The sequence below is a fragment of the Mariniblastus fucicola genome (genome assembly GCF_008087665.1).
Lineage (GTDB): Bacteria > Planctomycetota > Planctomycetia > Pirellulales > Pirellulaceae > Mariniblastus > Mariniblastus fucicola.
Map to the genome: position 1 here is coordinate 3561815 of NZ_CP042912.1, position 23145 is coordinate 3584959.

Genomic DNA, 23145 nt, shown 5'->3' on the forward strand with positions numbered 1-23145 from the left:
ACCCAAGTTCCCATTCAAACAAACTCAAAAGAATAGAATCCAGAAGAGAACAAACATGTCGACTTTGAAAGAACTGACCTTCGTCGATCGCCATTGGGATGACTCCGTCGCAGAGAAGCTGTCGCCCGCAGAGCGATTGGCCTACCGTTCAAACTGTCTTGGTGCCGACCAGAGAATCACCAACACCGGCGGCGGCAACACTTCGTCCAAGGTGCTTGAGAAAGACCCGTTGACCGGCGAAGAAACCGAAGTCCTGTGGGTGAAAGGTTCCGGTGGTGATTTGCGAACGGCAAAGCTGGAAAACTTTGCATCACTTTACATGAGCAAACTGCTTGGGCTGATTCCGGTCTACGAAAATGCTCCGAATAACGGCCCAAAGACGCCCGCCGAAGACAACATGGTTGGACAGTTCCCACACTGTACGTTCAATCTCAACCCTCGCGCGAGCTCCATCGACACCCCTCTGCACGGCTTCCTTCCGGCTCGCCACGTCGATCACATGCACCCCAATAGCGTCATCGCCATCGCGGCTTGCGATCGCAGCAAGGAACTCACTGCGGAGATCTTCGGCGACGAAATCGGTTGGGTTCCATGGCTCCGTCCTGGATTCGAACTTGGCTTGATGATGAAGCGAGAAGTTGACGCCAACCCTTCGCTCAAAGGACTTGTCATGGGCCAACACGGCCTGATCAATTGGGCTGACGACGACAAAGAATGCTACGACTTGACGCTCCAGCTGATCGATAAAGCTGCGGCTTACATCGAATCAAAAGACAAAGGCGAACAAACGTTTGGTGGAACGAAGTACGAAACGTTGGGCGAAGAAAAGCGAAACGGGCTTTTGGTCGAACTTCTGCCTTGGCTTCGTGGTCAAGTCTGTCAGCAGAACAAATTCGTTGGAACGGTTGAAACCCGGGACGCAATCATGCGTTTTGTGAACTCTAAGGATGCACAGCGACTTGCAGAACTCGGCACAAGCTGCCCCGATCACTTCCTTAGAACCAAGATCAAGCCGCTCTACGTCGACTGGGACGCCACGAAAACATCGGAAGACGATCCAAACGGGTTGAAATCACTTCAGGCCATGCTTGAGTCTGGTCTTGAACAGTATCGCAAGGACTACGCGGCCTACTACGAGGCCTGCAAGCACGACAATTCGCCCGCGATGCGTGACCCGAATCCTACCGTCATTCTCATCCCTGGCGTTGGCATGATCGCATGGGGCAAAGACAAAAGCGAATCTCGCGTGACGGCAGAATTTTACAACTGTGCCGTTGAAGTGATGCGTGGCGCTGAGGCAATCGGAAACTACATTTCACTTCCAAAACAGGAAGCGTTCGACATCGAGTACTGGCTGCTCGAAGAAGCCAAGCTGAAACGCAAGCCACCTGAAAAGGAAATGTCTCGAGACATCGTCCTTGTTGTTGGAGCCGGCAACGGAATCGGAAAAGAAGTGGCTCACCGACTGGCCAAGGAAGGCGCCCATATCGTCTGTGCGGACCTTTCAACTGAAGCTGCAGAGAAAACAGCCAGTGAGCTTTCGGAGATCTACGGACAAGGGATCGGCGTCGCTGGAACGGGGATCTCTGGATGTGGCCCGGCAATCGGTGCCACCGTCGACATCACCAATCGCGATTCCATCCGCGAAATGATCCAGCAAACATTGCTTGCTTACGGCGGTATCGATCGAGTCATCGTCACTGCGGGGGTTTTCGTTGCTCCTGAACGCGATGGATCGCTCAGCGATGACAAATGGAAGTTTACTTTCGACGTCAACGTTCGCGGAAGCTACAACGTCGTCGACGAGTTCCGCAGCATCCTGAAAAGCCAGGGACTCAGTGCCGCCGTCGTTTTGACAACCAGCGTCAATGGCGTCGTTGGCAAGAAGGGCTCGGTTGCTTACGACACATCGAAAGCCGCTGCCAACCACCTTGTGCGTGAGCTTGCAATCGAGATGGCACCGCTGGTTCGAGTCAACGCCGTCGCACCAGCAACCGTCGTGGCTGGAAGCACAATGTTTCCTCGTGACCGCGTAATAGCTTCGCTAACGAAGTACGACATCGAATTTGCGGAATCGGAATCTGACGAGGAACTGCGAGACAAGTTGGCCAACTTTTACGCAAAAAGAACATTGACGCAGCAGCCCATTACACCAGCCGACCAAGCTGAAGCGATTTACTTTCTGGCCTCAAACAAGTCCAGCAAAACGACCGGGCAAATCATCAACGTCGACGGTGGACTGCACGAAGCGTTTCTTCGCTAAGTAGTCAACACCATCGGGTTCCTGTTTCCAAAGCCCATTTTGACCGCGTTTAAGTCCACTCTTGAGATCTAGGGTCAGGTTTAACCGGGACGAAGATACTTGACCTTGCCCCTAAATCCTGATCCATGCGGAGTGTGAAAAAAATTGTTAGTTTTCACAATCCAAGAGGATCAAAATGAAGCGAAAAAGGTACACGGAAGAGCATATTGCATTTGCCCTTCGTCAGGGAGAATCGGGAACGCCCATTGCGGATATCGTTCGCAAGATGGGAATTACAGAACAGACTTACTATCGGTGGAAGAAGAAGTTCGCTGGGATGGGCGTTGCTGAAGTCCGGCGTTTGAAGCAACTTGAGGAAGAGAATCGAAAGCTGAAACAGCTCGTTGCTGACCTTAGCCTCGACAAGAAGATGCTTCAGGACGTTGTCCAGGGAAAGGTCTAAAGCCCGATCGTCGGCGGACGATCGTTAAGAAGCTTAAGTTTCATATGAAGTTAGCGAACGCCGCGCACTGTTGGCGACTGGATTTCCAAGTCCAACCACCGATACAAAAGTGTTAAAGATGATCGGGCAGATCTTCGTATCAAACTTCGTGATTTGGCCACGAGCCGTGTTCACTACGGCTATCGCCGCCTTCATGTTCTCTTGCAACGAGAGGGTTGGAAGGTCAACCACAAACTGGTCTACCGGGTCTACAAGGAGGAAGGCCTGGCCATGCGTCGCAAGCGGCCTCGCCGTAACCGGAGCTGCCAGATTCGTGAAGGAAGAGCTTCTCCAACTCGTACTCGGTAGCGCTGGAGCATGGACTTCATGTCGGATCAGCTGTACTGTGGGCGTCGTTTTCGGCTTCTGACGTTGGTCGATAACTTTAGTCGAGTTAGCCTCGCGATCGAGTCAGGCCAAAGAATGACGGGCGACCATGTCGTTCAGATTCTGGAAAAAGTTTGCAAGGTTCACGGATTCCCTGAAGTGATTCAGGTGGACAATGGACCTGAGTTCATTTCCCAGAGTTTGGATTGGTGGGCATACTGGAACAAGGTTAAGCTTGATTTCAGCCGTCCCGGCAAACCAACCGATAATGCCGTGATAGAGTCGTTCAATGGGCGTGTTCGGCAAGAATGCTTGAATCAGAACTGGTTCCTTTCCTTAGAGGATGCTCAGGAGAAACTTGAACAGAGGAGGAAAGACTACAACCAGAATCGACCGCATAGTAGCTTGGGTCAGCTGACTCCCAACGAGTTTGCGGCCCGGCAGTGTTCTCCGACTTCGGCTACGCCTCAGTCTCCGAACACTGCCTGAGGGAAAGAAAAACTCACGCTCCAAGTGGACTCAATTCGGGGGCAAGGTCAAGGCTCAGTAGACTCTCATATCACATGGAACAACTTTTGGGGAGCAGGCCAGACCGTCTGGTCGCGTAGAAAGACGGAACTGAATACGGAAGCAACCAGCGCGCGTGTTCTGGAAAAGTTCGACGCTGACGCTTACCATTGAGCGGCATGCCTTACCAAGAGCACAATAGCTTCTCCGAAGAACAAAATCAGGAAACAGGAATGGAACGATTCAAGGAAAAAGTTGCCGTCGTAACCGGAGGCGGTTCGGGAATTGGCGCTGCAATCGCCACCCGCTTGGCAGCTGAGGGTGCTACCGTCGCGATCATCGAACTGGAAACTGAACGAGGCCAGGAAACCGTCGACGCTATCAAAGCGGCCGACGGGAGCGCCAGTGTTTTCGCTTGCGACGTCGGAAGCCATGACTCGGTCGTTAGCTGTTTCGCCAAAATCGAATCTGAATTCGGCCCTGTCAACATTCTGGTCAACAACGCGGGCATCGCTCATGTCGGCAATCTTTCCAATACAACCGAAGCTGACCTGGACCGCATCTATAAAGTCAATGTCAAAGGCGTTTACAACTGCATGTATGCTGCCATTGGCGGCATGTTGAAACAGAAAGGCGGAGTCATCCTGAACCTTGCCTCGATTGCGTCCAAACTGGGTATCCTCGACCGATTCGCGTATTCGATGAGCAAAGGAGCCGTGTTCACGATGACCCTTTCGGTCGCTCGGGATTACGTCGACAAAAACATTCGCTGCAACTGCATTTGCCCAGCCCGTGTCCATACTCCTTTTGTCGACAACTTCATCGCACAAAACTATCCAGGGGAAGAGGAAGCAGTCTTTCAAAAGCTTTCCGAGTATCAACCTCTGGGACGCATGGGACAACCATCGGAGATTGCTTCGCTGGTCGCCTATCTGTGCTCCGACGAAGCAGCTTTCATCACGGGCGCCGCCTACGACATCGACGGCGGTGTCACGCAACTGCGTTAGCTTGCAATCAAACGAAACAGTGAAGTAGTTAGGTCGATTTACTCGCGTGTCGCCACCTTCGTTTTCGGTTTCGAGTTGGACGTCAAAGTTGCGAAACGCCGCCAGATCGTAGCTTCAGATTTCCGAGTCAGCGGCTTGCGTACGCGTTTGAACAATCACGGTGAATTAACGAATGATCAACGCGACGATTATCATCACGGCAGCCTTGCTTGGGGCTTACCTTGCGTTTTCGAGGCGACTTTCGCAGTCATCGAGCTGGCAAGCGATTGTGACTCCACTGGCGTCGATCATGGGAAGCGGATTTCTGGTCAGCGCACCACTTTTAGCTGGCGTTGTCGGCAATCTGGCAGTCATTTGCATGGCTGTGCTATTGGTTCTCGCTTTCGCGATCGGTGAAGCAATTCGCTTCAACATAAAACACTTCGAACCGATTGAAAACGAACAGGGCCTTGCTCAGACGATCGCCTTTCTATCGCGGATCGTGCTGGCGGCCGCCTATTTCATTTCGGTGACGTACTACCTTCAACTCCTCGCGGCATTCGTCCTCAACGCTTTCCACATCGACAATCAACTTGTCGCTCATTGCATCACGACTGCCTTACTGGTGATCATTAGCGGTATCGGAATGTGGAAGGGTCTTGAAATGTTGGAGGGCGTAGAGAAGTATGCGGTGGCGATGAACCTTGGCATGATCGGCGCACTGTTGGTCGCATTGGGGATCTACAATGCAAACCTTCTGATTGGCGGGCAATGGAAGCTGCCAGACATCTCGTCCGTGATCGATTTGAAGGACGCGAGGGTGTTGCTTGGATTGCTGATTGTCGTGCAGGGTTTTGAGACATCGCGTTATATGGGCAACGAGCACCCGGCAGAGCAGCGAATCTCAACGATGCGAACCGCACAGCTGATTGCAGCCATGATTTATGTCGTCTTTATTGGATTGACGACGGTGCTGTTTCATGAAGGCTTAGGATCCGACGTAACCGCCATTATCGCAATGACGGCGCCGGTAGCGACGATCTTGCCAATATTGCTTTCCGCGGCAGCTATCGGCAGTCAGTTCAGCGCCTCTGTGGCGGATACCGAAGGCTGCGGCGGACTGGTAGGAGTCATCACTCACCACAAATTGCCAACACGATTCTCCTATCTGTTGATTCTTCTGGTGACAGTGTTCATTACCTGGGAGACGAACGTCAACGAGATCATTGCCTATGCCTCTCGGGCGTTTGCTCTGTACTACATGTTGCAATGCGCCGTAGCACTGGTCATCGTCTGGCAGGTCACGTCCATTCCCAAACGTGTCGCTCGGATTTTCATGTTCTCGATGTTGTCCGCCGTTTGTCTGCTCGTTTTTGCACTTGGAATCCCGTCGGGCTAGGCACGTCAGCCACAGGTGGACACAAGTTTCACATCTGCCAACATTTGCAAAATCGCGGGCGCGACGGTGGCCAAAATCGAGAGGGCTTGCGGTCAGTCTGCTTTGCTGGAGTTCTCAGGTTTCACTTTGACTTCCATTTCCTCCGCCCACGCAAACCAGTCTTTCGCCATTGCCGCGACGCGATCTGGATGCTCTTTGGCCAAGTCCTTCACTTCGCAACGATCGTTCGCGATGTTGTACAGTTCCCACTTTTTGTCGGGATTGAGCTTGTCCCAAACCAGTTTCCAATCCCCTTGCCGGATGGCGCGGTTCTTGGACCAATACCAGGCCAGCTGCTGATGTCCTTCGCGTTGTTTCCCCTGTAGCAACGGCAGCATACTGATTCCTTCGACGGGAAGAATCTCGTGCCCGTCAAATGTTTGCGGATACTCTGTGCCCGCGAGTTCCACGAACGTGGGCATCAAGTCAATGATGTGAGCGACATCGCGATTGATCGAGTTCGCGGGAATCGAATCTGGCCACCAGGCGATCATCGGCGTCGTCACGCCGCCCTCATGCAGCCACGTTTTGTAACGCCTGAACGGAGCATTCTGCGCCCACCCCCACGCCGGGCCGACCGCTACGTAGTCTTCCTTGGGACCCGGATTGCGTTTGGCCGGATCGCGTCCGCCGGGTTCTTCCGCACATCCACCGTTGTCTGACAGGAAAAGAACTAGCGTGTCTTTGTCGTGGCCGGTCTCCTCCAGCGTCTTCAGAACACGGCCGATATTTTGATCCATCGAATCAATCATGGCAGCGTAAACCGCCATGCGATGATCCTCGAAATCCTGATCAGCGGACTCCCAGGAGTACGATCGCGAATCGCTTTCGGTCAGGCTCCACGCATCAGACACAAGCCCCATCGCTTGTTGTCGCTTCCAACGATCCTTTCGCATTTGCCCCCAGCCCATTTTGAATTTACCGCGGTACTTCGCAATGTCTGCAGGCTTGGCGTGCAAAGGGTAGTGCGGGCAGGTGTAAGTCAAATGCACGAAGAAAGGCTGCTTGGCGTCGTCCGCATTGTGGATCGCTTTGATGGCGTGATCCGTGAACGCGTCGGTCGTGTAGTAGTTCTCCGGGAACTCGTGTAGCGGCGTATCGTTGATCGCAAAATTGCGAACGCGGCCGCCCTTGTATTTGGGATCGGGCTGACGCGGGTTGAAGAAGTTACAGCACCCGTCGAGCAAACCGTAAAACGATTGAAATCCGCGATAGTAAGGATGGGTGTCTTTGCCGTCTCCGAGATGCCATTTCCCAGAGAGCGTCGTTTTGTATCCGGCCGCTGACATGACCTCGCCGATCGTCACCATGTTGCGTCGCAAGTGAGTTTTGCCGAATCGCGGATACAGTCCGGTCACGATCGAGGCCCGAGTCGTCGTGCACTTGGCGTTGTTATAGAACTGCGTGAAGCGCATGCCTTCGTTGGCCAGTCGATCGATGTTCGGCGTCATGACTTCTCCACCGTAGCAACCGATATCGGAAAAGCCCATGTCATCGCACATGATCAGGACGATGTTCGGATTGGACTGCCTTGAGGACTCCGGCGATTCGGCGCGAGCTTGCTCCACAACCGCGAATACCGTGATGGCCAACAACAGCGGCAAGAGTCTGGCTGCGAAATGTGAACGTGTTTTCATAGAATTATTCATAGTTCAATAAACTGACTTGCGTTCGCTGGCGTTGGACATCGTCGCCTTTCGCAGACCGGCGGCCATTTTACTCGCAAACTCTTATTCCCGGCGAAGGCAAGTGCGATCCCAGAATCCAATTCTGGCTGCATCTTTGAGACGAAAAAGATGGCCGTTTGTCAAAAGTCTGAATCAGCGAAATCCGGCGTCGTCTCAAACGTTCGCCACCGCGACTTCACAATTTCTTCATTCTATCTGCGGTCGAACTCGAAGGCCACATTGAGTTGTCGCAAAGACGGCACCGGTCTCAAACATGTTCGACACCTAAATCTTGCGTGACAACTGGAGTAGCACAAGATATCGAAACGACAATATTCGGTTGGTTAATAAATGATGAATTTGGTTTTCCTAACAATCAACGATGGCTGTCGCGAAGACCGCTACGATGTCAGATCGCTTTTCTCAACCTAAAATTTAATCGGGAAATACATCATGAGACATCTACTTTTTACCATTGCGATTGCTCTTCTTTCGCTGGCTCAAACAGCGAAAGGATTGGAAGCACAGACCATCGTCGCCAGTGAAGATTTTGACGGAGGCGCAACCAACCTGATTTCCAGCAATGTGCCGACAGAAGATGGCGGCGGCGGTGACACGTTCGCAGTCGGCGCAACCGCAGCATGGCCGACGACAGGTGGTACTCCGTTTGCGATCGCGGACAACACGGTTGGTGACGTCGGGGATTCGGGCTTCTTTGAAGCTGACAACGAGGGCATTTTTGGAGTCAACTCAGACTTCACGAATATGTTTCTGGGCATTTCTGACAGTGACGATATCGGCGACGTGACTGCCGAGTGGCAGTTTGACATTTCTTCCGCCGGCAGTTCTCCGCTCTCACTCAGCGTGGACATTGGGTCAATGGAAGGCAGCGATTTCGCATACAGTGCGGACACCGTTTTGAGGTTCGAAGCTTCGATCGATGGAGGGGTGTCTCAGGTCGTGTTCGACATCGTGGCCGATCCTGCGGGTAACGGGTACACGTATCGTGCCCTGGACAACGGCGTCGAGGTCGTAGCCAACGACAATGCGTTGAGCGTCACTGGTGACAACACGGTGACGAAGTTCCTCGCGAATGACGGGACTGCCGCGGCCGATCTGTTCGTCGACAAGTCACTTGCATCTGATGGAACGTTGGACACGTTCACAACTGCGATCGATGGTGCCGGTAGCACGCTGACGATCACGCTGACGGCAAACGTCCCGTTCGAAGCAATTGCTTTCGATAACCTCGCGGTTTCGGTTCCGGAAGATACGACGATCAAGGGTGACGGCGACGGCGATGGAGACGTCGACTTCGTTGACCTCGATCTGTTTGCAAACGTCCTGTTCGGAACATCTCCTTACGATGCCGTCTTCGATTTTGATGAAGATGCAGACGTTGATTTCGTCGACCTTGACTTGTTTGCCAACGTTCTGTTTGGCCTCTAGTGGTTCGTCATCGCTGAATTTAAGGTTGCCGTGTTTACGCTTGCGCAGAGTTCACGGGCGCAAGCGTAAACCTGGGCACCCGATCCATTTGCCCATCAGTTCGCGGCTGGTGGCACCGCAAAATTGCAATAATGAGAAGAGTATCGCTATGCGTCTCAGATTTTCGCCCTTGGCAGTCCTGGCACTGTTACTTTGTTCCAGCGTCTCAAGTTTGTTTGCACAACAGCCTGTGGCGGACTGGACGTTCGTTCCCGATTACGTGCTACCAGCCAAAGCCGAAAACCATCCGGGACCTCGAATCGACAACCCGAAAGGGAATGCACCGTTGGTTGAAATCGACTCTGCCAGTTTGAGATTCAATTCGGAACTTCCAACCGAACGCCTGCGGCACCTCTTGCCGTCGGAATCGATTCCGCGCGAGGCTTTCTCAGTTGAGATGTGGATCCTGCATCACGTCAACCAGCCCGTGGGTGCTGTCGTGGCAGCCAAAGGAAAAGTTCCGGGAGACACCGTGCCGTGGTCGCTTGGCTTTCACAACTGGAAATCCAGTTTCTCGACGCAGGGAATTGACGGAGCCATGGTTCAACTGCAAAGCCGCATCAAACGATGGGGCGGATACAAGCAGCGATGGATCCACCTTGTCGCTGCCTACGACGGCGACGTCATTCGGATGTTCGTCAACGGAGAAGAAGTTGCCAGTGGGCACATGCATCACGACAAACTTGCCTGGCCCGAGCATACGGAACTCGAATTGGCAGCCTACATGAACTCAGAGCCATTCATGCAGTGGGCGAACCTTGTTCATCGAGTCAAAATTTATACCGAAGCGCTCTCCGAAACACAGATTAATCGCAACTTCTTCGCACTGCAAAAGGTCGTCGAAGAAGGCCGACTGTATGACGGTTTGTTTCACTTCACTGCCGGCCCGTACCTGAATTATATGACTCAGGAAAGCGTAAACGTGGTTTGGGAAACCGACCGTGACGCGACTGCGAAACTCGAGTGGGGAACCACCGCCGAACTTGGCGAGGAGATGGAACTTTCAAAATCCAATCGACTGCAAACAGCAACCATCAAGGGGCTCAAGCCAGCAACTCCTTACTTCTACCGCATCCGTTCCAACTGCGGCGACGAGCAGATCGACTCGGGATTGCTGACCTTTAAAACGGCGGTCAAAGAATCGCAACCGTTCAAGTTCGCGGTCATCGGTGACACAGAATCGCGTCCCCACGTCAACGACCGGCTTGCGAAACTGATCTGGAGCGAAAGACCCAACTTCCTGATCAACCTTGGCGATCTGACAGACGCCGGCAAAGAGCCCCATCGATACGAATGGACGCACGAGTATTTTATCGGGATGAATCAGCTGACAAGCCGCGTGCCTGTGTTCGCCGTTCCGGGTAACGGAGAAGACGATCTGTATTGGTACAACCACTATCACGACTATCCTGAGCCTGAAGGGTTCTACAAATTCCGTTTTGGCGACGCCGCGTTTTTCATGCTCGACAGCAATCAACGCAAGGAAGAGTTTGTTCCCGGCGGCAAGCAATACGAATGGCTCAAGAAAGAACTGGCGGCCTGCGATGCGAAATGGAAGTTTGCTTGCCATCACCACGCAGCCTACACCGGTGAAGAAGACGACTACGGCGACACGTGGAAAGAAGGAACGACGTTTGGCGATCCAGCGGTTCAGAAAATTGTTCCGCTGTACGAGGAGTTCGGCGTCGACATGGTAATGTTCGGTCACTTGCATCTCTATGAGCGATCCCATCCGATGAAGGGCGGCCAAGTCGACTTCGCGGCAGGGACGATCCATCTGTTGGCCGGTGGCGGAGGCGGAAACATCGAGGACTTTGCTCCGACTCCTACGTTCTTTAGCGCCAAAGTTCACCGCGGGCACCACTACGTGATCATTGAATCTCAGAACAATACGTTGACCATGCGAATGTACGACACCAACGGCGCAATCCGCGACAGCCTTGTCTTGAGCAAGCAGGACGATGGAAAAGTGACCATGAAAGCCGGCGATACAGAGCAGGTTGACCGGAAGTAACCGATAGACGCACGGAACCCAAAAAGCGACGCGGCTCAATTGAGCTACGTCTCTTTCTTTGTCACGCCTGGTTTAGTGCAACGACCTGTTAAAGAACTCGACAGGCTTCCCGCAGGGAAACGTGAGGTTTGAACGGCGGCACATGTCGGCTGGCTGCCAGACGATCGAGAGGTTGAAAGCGGTGTCGCATTTGGCATTGCGTGCGACTGTTCGCGAATATGGAATACGTGCAAGAATACGACCATTAAAAATTGGACTTCGAAATGTAAATGGCGTACAACGCTGACTTAACGTGGCGAATTCTTTTGGACCGTGTAATGACAAAGATTGCCTTTGAGATCCTGATTTGTTCAGCGTTCTTTTTAATGCCGGCAACTCTAGTTGATTCAATCAGTGATGAGAGTTTCGATGTCACAGCAAGTGCAGCGATAACACAAATCGAAAACGCATTGTACTATTTCGCTGATTTCGATCTCGGCACGTTATCGTCTGGCGAAAAAGGCACGGTTGTATTGAAGTTGACAAACCCAACTTCCGAGCCGTTTGTCTTCACTGAAGTGGTCAAGTCTTGCAATTGCGTTGACGTCCATTACGACATGAATGAGATTGGTGCCGGAGAAACGGTGGATTTTGAATTCACGTTGGAAACACCGAAATTTTCAAACAGTGCAGTAGCTGCTGGTTCACTAACGCTAGTCAACAAGGATGTCGCAGAGAGCGAGAGAAGACCGCTGAATCTGAGATTCAGGTACAAGCTTGCTGGCTTGCTCAACATTGAACGCGAGATGTGCTATTTAGAAATTCCACCGACTCAGCAAGTCGATGTCTTGCGAATCCCAGTCTTGGTTACTGAACCGACAACTCCTTCAAGTCTGGAACTTGTCGCTGATGAGACTTTGGAAGTTTTAGACTTTCGTTTCGAGGTAACTCCCGACAACCTTCACATCGTAGCGGGTGTACCTGAAGAGATTGTGAAAGACGGTGCTGTCAACGGAACACTCAAAATAGTTGACACAACTTCAAAGCGTGAGGATTCGATTTTCATCACGCTTCGAAAAGGGACAGCATTCAAAATAAGCCCGAAAGTCATAAGGTTTCGAAAAGAGAACGCCGCCAGTTCGAATCTGCGTAGCGCCACGGTACTGTTGAGAATTCCGGAAGGTGAAGACCCTGATGAGTATCAGGCGTCGGCGAAAATTCTCGGCCGTCACTGTGATGTTAAATCTACAAAATTAGCTGAACGAGTCATCAAGCTTGATCTTTCATTCGATTTTTCGACAGCTTTGAAAGAAAACGATGATTTTGTTGAATGGAGGATTGTCCGAGGAAATGATGTGTCAGAAACAGTTTCACGCTTTGTCTTTGTCCAATAGATAAATTCACAGGCTTACTTTTGAATCTTTGTGGCTGCAGCGTCTCGTCGCAGTTGGCACGAGAAATACTGCGGCGGGACGCCGCAGCCACGATCAAGTGATCCGTTTTGAAACTGGCTCTGCCGAGTTGGACTTTCATACACATGTATCGTCAGATGGTCAGATGCCGACGTTTTGTGCGGGACTGTAACCGCTGGCTTGTTCAAGCATTTGGATTTCAGTTGTTTTTTTGTTTGGTTGTTTAGTCATGAAGTTGATTCTGATTCCAGTTTTGTTTTTTGTGGTGTGCTTGCAGCAGTCGTTACCCAATGCTGTAGGGCAATCGCTCAAGCCACGTAAGACAACCATCGCAGAGTCTGAATTCTCCGAGTACGCTTCTGTCTATGAATTCTACCTTTCCAACATGCTCGCATGGGAGACAGGAGAGTTCATGGTGAAAGTAGTAAAAACAATCGACTCAACTGGCCGGATGAAAAATGCTCATTTGGTCTCCGAGGAAAGCAGGATTTACAGAATAAAGTTTGATTACCCCAACAAACGTTTTTTGTGCCTAATCGAAGAAGAGTTCACCCCAAAATTGTTGGTTCATGCTTCGATAACCGATGAGATGGCCAAAAAAAACAAAAAGCGATTTGCTCAGTTTGGATTTTGCTGCCTGGACGATGAGATGTATTTGAGGAACGTTCCGGAGAAAACGCGGTACTCAAAACAAAGCAACCCAATTGAACGGCTTTCCAAACAATTCAAAGTTCCTGAATTCAGGACCTTTGGTTTGCTGACTGAGTCAAGTGGAGCAAGGCTTTCACAACTAGAGGAGATCATTCCCAGGCTTGCGAGCGGGAGCGGGATAGTTGAGGCCAACCATTCGACGAAAGGCGTTTTAAAATTTGTGAAGCATAGTCCGATTAAATCAAGTGGAGGTGAGCAGTACTTTGTCACCACAACTGAATTTGATTCAAAAACGATGATGCCCCGTATGAGGAATATCGAAGTAAGTGTGTTGAAGGACGCGAAAAGAAAACGCGTGAAAGACTCTGCTGAAAAGCTCAAGTGGAGAACTATAGCCGGGGTCCACGTTCCAGCTTCCTTAACCAAGGAAGGCAAGGGAACTCAGAGGGTGTTTTAAAATTATTTTTCCAGCCTGTTTAGCATGAATTGAATCATTGCGATTCGTATGACAGTTTCGCTGTTTTGAGTCAGTCTTTCATAGTCCTTTGAGAGCCTTCTGAATTTTCCAAGCCATGCGAAAGTCCGTTCAACGATCCATCGCTTGGGTAAGACAACGAACCCTTCGGCTTCGACCGGACGCTTAACGGTTTGCAAGATGACACGATACCATTGCTTCAGGAACTCCGGCAAATCAGCCCGCCCGTAAATCGAGTCCGCGAAGATGACTCGAAGCCGACGAAACTTCTGTCTGATGTTTTCAAGAACAAGATGTGCACCTTCGTAGTCTTGTAGATCGGCCGAGTGGACAACAACGACCATCACAAGCCCCAACGTATCCACCAGGATGTGACGCTTTCGTCCGGTAATTCGTTTCGCCGCGTCATACCCGCGTAATTCTCCTCCTTCAGCACTGCGAATGCTTTGCGAATCAATGATGGCTGCTGTTGGCGTTGGCTTCCTGCCTTCTTTGCGGCGTACCTTTTCGCGAAGACGATCGTGAATGCGTTGCCATGTCCCATCAATACGCCAAGCTCGATAAACTCCATAAACCGTGTTCCAATTCGGAAAGCAGTCCGGAAGCAACCGCCACTGGCAGCCCGTTCGACACCAATACAATATCGCATCGACAATTTGACGCCGATCGATTCGTTTGCGGCCGCGAAGTTTTGCTGGCGGAATCAGACGACGAAGCAATCGCCATTGATCATCACTGAGACTGCTGGGATACTCAATACTCATCGCTACGGCTCCTTCCGTTTACGGTTTAAATGCAAACGGGGCTGTAGCGATTTTTTCAACTCAGAGCAATTTCAAAACACCTTCTCAGATTGTGCTCGGAACAAGGTTTTTCTACGACACAACTGTAGACATTGAATTCAAGTGGATTTTGTTGAATGAAAAATTTGGTCCGGAAGAATTTGATCCTGCAGTGCTCGAAGATTTTGGCAAGTTGCTAAAGTTTGAAGAAGTTGTGGACTTAAAAGAGCAGTCGGGGTTTTAGGCACTGTTTGACAGATTGATTTTTATGTCATCAACGCGGCCAAACATGAGCGGCAAGGCGCTAGCCGCCGTTGAAAAGCGCAACGGAACGGCGGCTAGCGCCTTGCCGCTCACATTTACCAAACAGTGCCAAGACGTCGCGGCTGCAAACTGGGTAGTTGCATTTCAACTCCGTTTCTCTCTGCGCGGCACCCGCACAGTAATTGGCTTGGGTGCCATGCGTACGAGCAGCATTTGCATGCTGTATCACGGTCAGGTTCGAACGAATGCCTGACGCGCAAAATGAGTGATTGTAGGCAAGACGGCAGCCAAGACGATTTTGGACATCACGATCGCCGCCATGCGCCGCACCGGCAACCAGCGCGACGCCAAGGAGATGGAAGCGTTGCGCAAGAAAGTCGAAAGCAGCTACGACGAAACCACCGACATCCGCCACGCGGCAAGCCACCTGTGGGTCGACGGGATCACTAATCCGCAGGACACACGCAACGTATTAATTTCCGCTTTGGAAGCCGTGACACAGCGCGCCGATGACGAACCATTCCGAACGGGTGTGCTGCAAGTTCGAAAACTTCTCAATCCTTTAGCTACGAGTCTTCGACTGGCTAATGCGTCGATGTCGGTACCGGTGGAGGTTAACAAATGGCCGTTGGACGCGTCGGTCGATGAAGCCGACGCCGTTTCGAGCACAAGCCTTGCTCTTTCTAATCGGTGTCGGACCGAAAAAGGCCTGATCTATTGCAATACTTACTAATTTGCTGCGATGCTCGTTCTGCCAGCTAAGCGATATCTAACCGCAAGTTCATGTCGAAATTTATAATTTTGATTATTGTAACAAATTATTAATCCCAAGCGAAATAATCGCCCAATCAATGCGTGATGCTTGTGTATGGACAATTCACCAAAAACTCGACTGAGCCTGATTGGCCGCCTACACGACAACGAAGACAGCGAAGCTTGGTCTGAATTTGTTCAAATCTATGAACCGCTCATCCAAGCCATCGTCCAGCGGCGAGGAATGCAGTACGCCGACGCAACAGAAGTCACCCAAGAAGTGCTGACTCGAGTGGCGCATTCGATTGGCACTTGGAATCCCGACCCAAGCAAGGGAACGTTTCGTGGTTGGCTTTACCGAGTCACGAGAAACCTGACCATCGACTACGTGAGGCGAAACAAAACCAGAACGCCGACTGAGGGTGAAATTGATTTTGATCAACTGGCTGAGCCATCATCTGACGATTCGCGTGAGTTTCGTTTGGAGTATAGGCGGCAGCTATTCGGCTGGGCTGTCGGACAAGTTCAGCCATCGTTCAAGCCAGAGAACTGGCAGGCGTTTTGGAAAACAGCAGTGGAGCAAAAATCGGTCGACGAAGTATCACGTGAACTCAATATTTCGCGAGGTCGAGTTTGTGTCGCCCGGTTTCGAGTCATGACCAGAATCACCGCGGTCATCAAAGAAAGAATGCAAGAGACTGACGAGTGATCACCAATGAACCGGCAACTCGGTTTTGAAAATTGCGTCACACTAAATTCGAAGGCAAGATCAACATGAACAACCAAAACCACATCACCGAAGCCCAGTTGACTCTGTTGGCTTCAGGTGAACCGGATGAAAAACAAATTCAGTCAGTCGCCGAACATCTTGAGACTTGTCTTCAATGCCAACAATCACTTGATACAGTCGCCGCAGAACCCGAATATTGGAATTTGATTTCCCAGCTTAAAACTGAGCCCACGCTGTCAACGATGTCTCTGCACAACGGAACAGGAATGCGATTGAAACAGAGTCCGCATCGCCGCAAGCAGGATGACAATGAACATCCTGAAGGTTCGATTGACTGGCACTCATTGGAGCAACTCATGGAACCGCCTTCGCACCCGGAGATGTTGGGAAGTATTGGCGGATATGATATCGAGCGCGAAGTCGGTCGAGGCGGAATGGGCATCGTCTTCAAAGCATTTGATACTGAGCTCAACCGCCCCTTGGCGATCAAAGTCCTGTCTCCTCGTCTTGCCGAGAATGGCGCAGCTCGCCAACGATTCGCACGCGAAGCCCGCGCGGCTGCTGCCGTCTTACATCCCAATGTTGTTGCGATTTATGGAGTTAGCAGCCCTCATCAAACGCCGTTTCTTGTCATGCCTTATGTCGCTGGCCCGTCGCTTCAACGCTTGGTCGATGACAATGGGCCTCTTGAAGAAAAAGAGATAGTTCGAATGGCGTTGCAAGTCGCCGCGGGACTCAGTGCGGCTCATTCGCAAGGGTTGGTGCATCGCGATATCAAGCCAGCAAATATTCTCGTCGAGTCCGATGTGAGTCGTGTTTTGGTGACAGACTTTGGACTGGCACGCGCGGCAAGCGATGCTTCGATGACGCAGACTGGTTGCTTCGTTGGCACGCCAAACTATATGTCGCCGGAACAAGCGTTAGGCAAACGTGTCGATGCACGAAGTGATTTGTTTAGCCTTGGCAGCGTGATGTACTTTATGGCCACTGGGCATCTGACCTTTCGTGCTGAGTCGCCGTTGTGCGTTCTAAATCGCATTTCGAATGACGAACCGACGCCGGTGCGGCAGGTGAATATTGACATCTCTAAGACGCTTAGCGACGTCATCGACAAACTTTTAAAAAAGGATCCCGAGGATCGTATTCAATCAGCTGGCGAGCTGCACGAGTTTTTGGAAAAGTACCTTACGTATTTGCATCAACCCGACATCGCCAAGCCGCCGGCGGTGACACCGAGGAATCCTGAATCTAAATCGCGGTTTGCTTCTGTGATTGGTTCAAACATTGGATTGACGACCATCGCTTGGTTGGTTGGCTTTGCTGGCCTGATCTGGTTCGCATCTGCAATGGGTTTCTTCAGCCAACAAACTGGCGAGCTACAAGATAGAAGGCAGGATCTTTCACCTGAACAATTGCTGGATCTTCAAACCGCAGAAGGCGCCGCAAGTCGCATGAAAAAGCAAGGCCAACATGACGGGGCGACTGGGCAACATTCGGCGGCCTCTTCCGAACACGCCGCGGCAGCTCAGGAATTGAGGCGTCAGTCAGATCCTGACAGAAATGCCAAACCGCAGGGATTCGCCCCAACTCCACCGAATGCTCCCGGGGCAGTCAAATCGCCACCAGAGCCATCGGAAGACCTTCCCATTGAACGTCAGCGATGATGCTCTGGTCTGTGATTGGCTTCACGGCAAATTTGTTTTCTAAATCATGACGAGTCTCACTCGTCTTCACGCAACCTCTTACCGCGATTCTTCAAGTCCCCCATTTGCGCTCACTCCGCGCGCACTGGCCAACACCAACGCAATAACTGATTTGAATATCCCGTTCTTGAAAGGAACACCATGTTAAGGTTACTACGGTTTAAAACTGCAATCGTCATTCTGGTTCTTGGTTGCAACATAAGTGCCGGCCAAACAAGCCAAGCCGGCTCTCGCAAGCAACTCCCCAGTGCGGAAATCGTGAGCGAGTGGACGTCTCTAGTTGACGACCTTGCAGCAAAAGACAAGTTCTCTGGAACCATTTTACTGGCTCGCGACAACGAGGTTTTACTTAAGAAAGCTTTCGGGCTTGCAAGCCGGCGATTCGACGTGTCGAACAATGTCAAAACAAAGTTTAATCTTGGTTCAATGAACAAGATGTTCACCGCCGTTTCTGTGCTGCAACTTGTGCAGCAAGGGAAGTTGTCCTTGGACGATCGGTTGTCGAAATACGTCGACGAATCATGGCTTCCTCGCGAGATCACTGACAAGATTCAGATTACTCACTTGCTATCCCATACATCGGGATTGGGAAGTTACTTCGGCGACAAGTTCGCCAATACGTCCCGTGAATTTGTACGTGAACTTGACGACTACAAGCCGATGGTCGCCGATGAGAAGCTGGCTTTTGAGCCCGGCACGCGTTGGCAATACAGCAACACAGGCATGTTCATTCTTGGGGTGGTGATCGAAAAAGCTTCTGGGCAGAGCTACTTCGACTTTGTCCGTGAACACGTTTACAAACCAGCGAAGATGGCTGATTCAGACTGTTATGACATGGACAAGCCTGTCAAGAACTTGGCGATTGGCTATTTTAAGAAAGACAACGAGCGTGATTGGTCAAACAATCTTTATCGACATGTCATTCGAGGCGGCCCCGCTGGTGGCGGTTTTTCGACAGTCGACGACTTGTTCAATTTTTCGCAAGCGTTGCTCAAGTTCGAATTGCTTGATGAAGAGCACACGAAAATGTTGGTGACTCCCAAGCCGAATTCGCCGGGCTATGGATACGGTTTTGAAATTGAACAAACGCCTGCCGGAGTTGTTGTTGGGCACGGCGGAGGGTTTCCGGGGATTCATTCCAAACTGGAAATTTATCCTGACGCGGGGTTCACAGTGATCATGCTCTCGAACATGGATCGGACTGGCAGTCCTGTTGTCAACAAGATCCGCAGATTGATCACCGGAAATCAAGGTGATGGCAGTGATGGAGCAGACGCAGCTGACAAAAAGCTCACAATTGCTTTGAGCCAAGCAACCAGAAAATCAGAACAATGGCATGACATCGCATATCGCCTCGCATTCTTTCTAGCCTACACCGGCAAGCATGAACGCTATCGCGAACTTTGCAATCAAACGCTGGCTGATTTTAGCGAAACAACGTCTTTATCACTTGCAGAACGAACGGTGAAGATGTGTTTGTTTTCAAATGTTGCCACAACCAATCTCACGTCTGCAGGAAAAATAGCAGATCGTATTTACGCCGACGTGGACAAAGCAGGCACGTTTGATTGGGGTGGAGATGTGCCATTTCAACCGTACCTTGCTTTGGCAAAAGGAATCGCGGAACTACGTCGAGGCCAATACGAATCGGCGATCAAGGTTTTGCAAACTGCAAAAGATTTTAGCCAACTCGATCGACATAGTGCCTGCTCGCGAGACTCATACCTTGCAATCGCCCATGCCAAGCTTGGCAACAAAACAAAGTCGGCCGAGTTGTTAGCGAAAGTCGAGGAAATTGTCGATGATTTTCCGCCGATACATTTCGAACGCAACCCTGACTGGCACGACCGCGTCATTGTCGATATGGTTCGAGACGAAGCTCAGGGACTCCTCAAGAATTGAAGGTCTTGATCGCCGTGTAGACAATTGCCGATTCAATCTTTACAAGCTTGGATCGCTGATTTGTCTTATTAAAGGCATAGCGGCAAAACATTTTCGATCGCAGTCGCTTCGATCACATCAACTGACGGAAATGGGGAGAACTGGCCAATTACCATTCGGTGTGAAACTCCGATGGGACTTCGCAACATCCGATAGCCTGCGTTAAGTGCGGCGTGCCCTGCGCACGCGCAGCATGAGCATGCTGTGTCACGGTCAGGTTCGAACAACGCTGCAATCCAACAAACGCAAGCACTGCAATTCTGAATCGAAGGTCAGTCATGCGACGTTAAAAAGGCATGCCTTACGCGAGCGTGAGACTGGCATCCGCTTGAGTTACGGGAATGCCAGACGCGCAAGATGAGTGATGGGAGACAAGACGATTTTGGACATCACGATCGCCGCCATGCGCCGCGCCGGCAACCAGCTCGACGCCAAGGAGATGGAAGCGTTACGCGAGAAAGTCGAAAGCAGCCACGACGAAACCACCGACATCCGCCACACGGCAAGCCACCTGTGGGTCGACGGGTTCATTAATCCGCAGGACACACGCAACGTGTTGATTTCCGCTTTGGAAGCCGTGACACAGCGCGCCGATGACGAACCATTCCGAACGGGTGTGCTACAAGTTCGAAAACTTCTCAATCCTTTAGCTACGAATCTTCGCCTGGCTGATGCGTCGCAGTGCCGGACCGGTGGAGGTTAACGCGTTGTCGTTGGACGCTTCGGTCGATGAATCTGAAGCAGGTTCAAACGAACGTCTTCCTCCGTCGGTGTCTCGGACCTGTGCCGCAAAGAACAGCTTCTATTGCCCAGATCCCTGAACCTTTGTTTTTGCGGTGTATCATGTTTAGTCAACGTGCACTGAATGTGAGACGGAGTTTTCGATGGATCAGATTACAAGCAAACAATACATCGATCATCTGCTTAGCTCGGCAGGAAACGCTGAAGCGATTGAGATTCAACAGCAACGATTTGACTCTGTCGCAGAAAAGATCTCAGCGAAAATCAAGGCGTTGTTGCGCCCTGAGACGGTTGCTTCAATTATTCTACAGATCGGGTTGCGCGACATCGAACGCCACAACGTCTCGACTGAATTTGAATTGAGCGACTTTTCAGGTCATGCCAGACACCTCAGGGCATTGATTGCTACAACAAATTTTTCTGATAGAGATTCAGCCGTCGAGTGCGAAGACATCGACGAGCTCTTTGAGCAGTGTGGACTACTTTGGAAAGTGCTTGCTGACCGTTCATGGATTGAAAGCCTGAAACCGTCTAACCCGGCTCACCCAGGTGACGACACCCACCGTGCTGCTGCCCTTTCGATGAGCCTTCTTGATACTTTTCAACAAGAAATTACGTACTATGAATTCGTTAAGGATCACATCTTGGCGCTGTTTTCGGATTTTTCGAAACAGATCATTGAGCCAGCAACATCGCTCTGCGTGACAGAAGTTGTCCATGCGTTTGACCATGTTCTTGACTACCTTATCCCCGAGCGGATGAACCTGATTCGCGAGGCTTCCAGTGTTCTGTATGCAAAGCACGAAGAGTTTAAAGGCGCAGCGCAGTCGTTTACGTGTGATGCCGATATGGACAAATGGATTGAGGAAGATCCAGATCGTGCACGCCTTGGAAATATATTCAAAGAAAGATCCCGTAAAATCGATTCGCTGTTTGAATTCGACGTAAAGGATTTTGAGCCAGTGCTCGGAAGCAAGGCGTCTGCTTTCCTTGAATTTTTCTCTTTCATACCCAATGGGACGTATGAGGATTACTGCTATCCACTTGACAACGACATTGTTCGTTCCCGCCCTTTTGCTGAGCTTCAAGACGGGAAATACTTGCTTTTTGACATGTATCGAGCCGGCTTTTCACCGCTATACAGAATCCCAGAGTTGTTTGAGTCCGACAGACAGAAACAGCGTCTATACAAACAGCGAGATAAATTGTTAGAGCGGGATGCAGCCAAGTATATTGGCGAAGTTTTTCGACCGGATCTGCAGGCAGAGTCTTACTACATTCCATTTAGTGAAGAGGGAAAACTTGCCGAGCGTGACCTGTTGCTTTTTAACAACGGAACACTGTTGATCGTTGAAAGCAAGGCAAAGCCGCTCCGTTCTATTGGCCGACACGGAGCCAACTTGGTAAAGATTCGCGATGACATCAAAGCAACGATTAAGGAGGGCTACGAACAGGCTTGTTCGGTTGTCAACTACATCGATCGAAGCGATAAAACGATTTGCCTCTTTGACAAGAACGGAAACGTAACTGACACGCTCGACAAGAGCGCTATAAAGCAGATAGTCCCAGTGGTTTTTCTTGACAGCTATTTTGGATTGCTCGCAACTGACCCGACGATTTGGTTGTCGAAAGATGAAGTTGCTGGCTACCCGTGGATAATTGACCGAGACACGTTTCGAACTATCGCTCTAAGGGTAGATAGCCCCGAAAAACTCATAGACTTCCTTACGTGGAGAATTCGCGAACACGGGCGTTTCAATGAAGCCGACGAAGCCACGATTGCTGGATATTTCGTTCAGCACGGACCTGTGCCTTTGCCCAACGACGGAACTCAGGTTCGACTCGACGATAGCTACGACAAAGTCTTTGACGCGGCATACTTTCGATCCAAAGGTATGGACATACCTGATCCCGTTGCCGACGAAAATCCAGTTTGGTCCACAATGCGAAGGGACGGCGACCAGCTTTTACTCGAAATTGATGGAAAGGAGTACGACCGGCTGAACCTGGAATCGGGAGTGAGTCATCGCGATTTACTCAAAGAGCGTAGAAAACGACGGAAGCGGCGAAAAAAGTTACTGAAGAAGCGAAAAAAGAAGTGATTACGTTGCTCACAAACATTCAGCAAACGCTGCTTCGGTCACATCGACCGAAGCCTGAACTTGTGTTTGATCTTCACCGCTGCGATCTGAACAATCACAGAGGTCCTTTAGAAATCCACTAATTACCATGAAAACGCTCTTTTTTTTGCACCTCAGCATGACTACACCCACCAGTTGGAACGAAATCAAACGAATTCGCAGCGGTCTACAAAGTGAGTCTCAAGTAGTTTCGTGAAAAGCACGAGTCGATATGAGTATGTAAGTTCGTTCTTCAAGACTGAAGCTCATTGATTGGTTAATTGCAGCTGTCATCGTGCTGCACAATCCGCGAGAGAACTTCACTTCGCATCTTCATCAAGGCAGATTGCATGCTTTTTCCACGTAGGCGAAAACCGAATCGGGCGCAGTCAAGACGGAAAAACGGCGGGGCATGCAACCTTC

At 50.8% G+C, this 23145-nt stretch carries 15 protein-coding genes and 1 pseudogene; 14 read left to right on the top strand and 2 right to left on the bottom strand.

Going from position 1 to position 23145, the window contains the following annotated elements; translation table 11 throughout:
• Window positions 1-55 precede the first annotated feature (55 nt).
• From MFFC18_RS13065 to MFFC18_RS13080, 4 genes and pseudogenes are all read left to right on the top strand, one after another.
• Window positions 56-2263, top strand: coding sequence for a bifunctional rhamnulose-1-phosphate aldolase/short-chain dehydrogenase (locus tag MFFC18_RS13065; RefSeq protein WP_075082941.1), 2208 nt, complete (start codon window positions 56-58; stop codon window positions 2261-2263).
• A gap of 175 nt (window positions 2264-2438) precedes the next feature.
• A pseudogene (locus tag MFFC18_RS13070) lies at window positions 2439-3560 on the top strand (IS3 family transposase).
• A gap of 251 nt (window positions 3561-3811) precedes the next feature.
• Window positions 3812-4585 carry an SDR family NAD(P)-dependent oxidoreductase gene (locus MFFC18_RS13075; protein ID WP_075082957.1) on the top strand — a complete coding sequence of 258 codons (774 nt, stop codon included), beginning with the start codon at window positions 3812-3814 and terminating at the stop codon, window positions 4583-4585.
• A 172-nt stretch (window positions 4586-4757) separates the two neighbouring features.
• A complete protein-coding gene (locus tag MFFC18_RS13080; protein ID WP_075082943.1) occupies window positions 4758-5963 on the top strand; it encodes a hypothetical protein in 1206 nt (401 codons plus the stop codon).
• 92 nt (window positions 5964-6055) lie between these two features.
• Here MFFC18_RS13080 and MFFC18_RS13085 read toward each other — a convergent pair whose 3' ends face one another.
• The gene (locus MFFC18_RS13085; RefSeq protein ID WP_084416875.1) at window positions 6056-7639 is read right to left on the bottom strand and encodes an arylsulfatase; all 1584 of its coding nucleotides are present in this window, start codon (window positions 7637-7639) and stop codon (window positions 6056-6058) included.
• Window positions 7640-8122: 483 nt separating this feature from the next.
• Here MFFC18_RS13085 and MFFC18_RS24965 point away from each other — a divergent pair, with 483 nt between their 5' ends.
• The 4 genes from MFFC18_RS24965 (at window position 8123) to MFFC18_RS13100 (ending at window position 13670) form a co-directional block, all read left to right on the top strand.
• Window positions 8123-9118 carry a hypothetical protein gene (locus MFFC18_RS24965; RefSeq protein ID WP_075082945.1) on the top strand — a complete coding sequence of 332 codons (996 nt, stop codon included), beginning with the start codon at window positions 8123-8125 and terminating at the stop codon, window positions 9116-9118.
• A gap of 148 nt (window positions 9119-9266) precedes the next feature.
• The gene (locus tag MFFC18_RS13090; protein WP_075082946.1) at window positions 9267-11171 is read left to right on the top strand and encodes a metallophosphoesterase; all 1905 of its coding nucleotides are present in this window, start codon (window positions 9267-9269) and stop codon (window positions 11169-11171) included.
• 317 nt (window positions 11172-11488) lie between these two features.
• Window positions 11489-12544 (top strand): DUF1573 domain-containing protein, encoded by a 1056-nt coding sequence (locus MFFC18_RS13095; RefSeq protein ID WP_157665061.1) that lies wholly within the window; start codon window positions 11489-11491, stop codon window positions 12542-12544.
• Between the two features lie 247 nt (window positions 12545-12791).
• On the top strand, window positions 12792-13670 hold the full coding sequence (locus tag MFFC18_RS13100; protein ID WP_075082948.1) for a hypothetical protein: 879 nt from the start codon (window positions 12792-12794) through the stop codon (window positions 13668-13670).
• 2 nt (window positions 13671-13672) lie between these two features.
• On the opposite strand, the gene MFFC18_RS13105 is transcribed toward MFFC18_RS13100, so the two are convergent.
• Window positions 13673-14452 (bottom strand): IS5 family transposase, encoded by a 780-nt coding sequence (locus MFFC18_RS13105; protein WP_068267841.1) that lies wholly within the window; start codon window positions 14450-14452, stop codon window positions 13673-13675.
• A 547-nt stretch (window positions 14453-14999) separates the two neighbouring features.
• Here MFFC18_RS13105 and MFFC18_RS13110 point away from each other — a divergent pair.
• From MFFC18_RS13110 to MFFC18_RS13135, 6 genes are all read left to right on the top strand, one after another.
• Entirely contained in the window at window positions 15000-15467 is a 468-nt protein-coding gene (locus tag MFFC18_RS13110; RefSeq protein ID WP_075085055.1) for a carboxyl transferase domain-containing protein, read from the top strand.
• Between the two features lie 135 nt (window positions 15468-15602).
• The gene (locus tag MFFC18_RS13115) at window positions 15603-16196 is read left to right on the top strand and encodes an RNA polymerase sigma factor (protein WP_075085056.1); all 594 of its coding nucleotides are present in this window, start codon (window positions 15603-15605) and stop codon (window positions 16194-16196) included.
• Between the two features lie 65 nt (window positions 16197-16261).
• Window positions 16262-17881 (top strand): serine/threonine-protein kinase, encoded by a 1620-nt coding sequence (locus MFFC18_RS13120; RefSeq protein WP_075085057.1) that lies wholly within the window; start codon window positions 16262-16264, stop codon window positions 17879-17881.
• A gap of 180 nt (window positions 17882-18061) precedes the next feature.
• A complete protein-coding gene (locus tag MFFC18_RS13125; RefSeq protein WP_075085058.1) occupies window positions 18062-19822 on the top strand; it encodes a serine hydrolase in 1761 nt (586 codons plus the stop codon).
• A gap of 421 nt (window positions 19823-20243) precedes the next feature.
• Window positions 20244-20564, top strand: coding sequence for a carboxyl transferase domain-containing protein (locus tag MFFC18_RS13130; RefSeq protein ID WP_148618862.1), 321 nt, complete (start codon window positions 20244-20246; stop codon window positions 20562-20564).
• Between the two features lie 181 nt (window positions 20565-20745).
• Window positions 20746-22704 carry a hypothetical protein gene (locus tag MFFC18_RS13135; RefSeq protein ID WP_075085060.1) on the top strand — a complete coding sequence of 653 codons (1959 nt, stop codon included), beginning with the start codon at window positions 20746-20748 and terminating at the stop codon, window positions 22702-22704.
• The last annotated feature ends 441 nt before the right edge of the window (window positions 22705-23145 follow it).

What these genes read in the sequence shown, in the direction of transcription:
- MFFC18_RS13065 (WP_075082941.1), top strand. Translation starts at nt 56, where the DNA reads ATGTCGACTTTGAAAGAACTGACCTTCGTCGATCGCCATTGGGATGAC.
- MFFC18_RS13075 (WP_075082957.1), top strand. Translation starts at nt 3,812, where the DNA reads ATGGAACGATTCAAGGAAAAAGTTGCCGTCGTAACCGGAGGCGGTTCG.
- MFFC18_RS13080 (WP_075082943.1), top strand. Translation starts at nt 4,758, where the DNA reads ATGATCAACGCGACGATTATCATCACGGCAGCCTTGCTTGGGGCTTAC.
- MFFC18_RS13085 (WP_084416875.1), bottom strand. Translation starts at nt 7,639, where the DNA reads ATGAAAACACGTTCACATTTCGCAGCCAGACTCTTGCCGCTGTTGTTG.
- MFFC18_RS24965 (WP_075082945.1), top strand. Translation starts at nt 8,123, where the DNA reads ATGAGACATCTACTTTTTACCATTGCGATTGCTCTTCTTTCGCTGGCT.
- MFFC18_RS13090 (WP_075082946.1), top strand. Translation starts at nt 9,267, where the DNA reads ATGCGTCTCAGATTTTCGCCCTTGGCAGTCCTGGCACTGTTACTTTGT.
- MFFC18_RS13095 (WP_157665061.1), top strand. Translation starts at nt 11,489, where the DNA reads ATGACAAAGATTGCCTTTGAGATCCTGATTTGTTCAGCGTTCTTTTTA.
- MFFC18_RS13100 (WP_075082948.1), top strand. Translation starts at nt 12,792, where the DNA reads ATGAAGTTGATTCTGATTCCAGTTTTGTTTTTTGTGGTGTGCTTGCAG.
- MFFC18_RS13105 (WP_068267841.1), bottom strand. Translation starts at nt 14,452, where the DNA reads ATGAGTATTGAGTATCCCAGCAGTCTCAGTGATGATCAATGGCGATTG.
- MFFC18_RS13115 (WP_075085056.1), top strand. Translation starts at nt 15,603, where the DNA reads ATGGACAATTCACCAAAAACTCGACTGAGCCTGATTGGCCGCCTACAC.
- MFFC18_RS13120 (WP_075085057.1), top strand. Translation starts at nt 16,262, where the DNA reads ATGAACAACCAAAACCACATCACCGAAGCCCAGTTGACTCTGTTGGCT.
- MFFC18_RS13125 (WP_075085058.1), top strand. Translation starts at nt 18,062, where the DNA reads ATGTTAAGGTTACTACGGTTTAAAACTGCAATCGTCATTCTGGTTCTT.
- MFFC18_RS13135 (WP_075085060.1), top strand. Translation starts at nt 20,746, where the DNA reads ATGGATCAGATTACAAGCAAACAATACATCGATCATCTGCTTAGCTCG.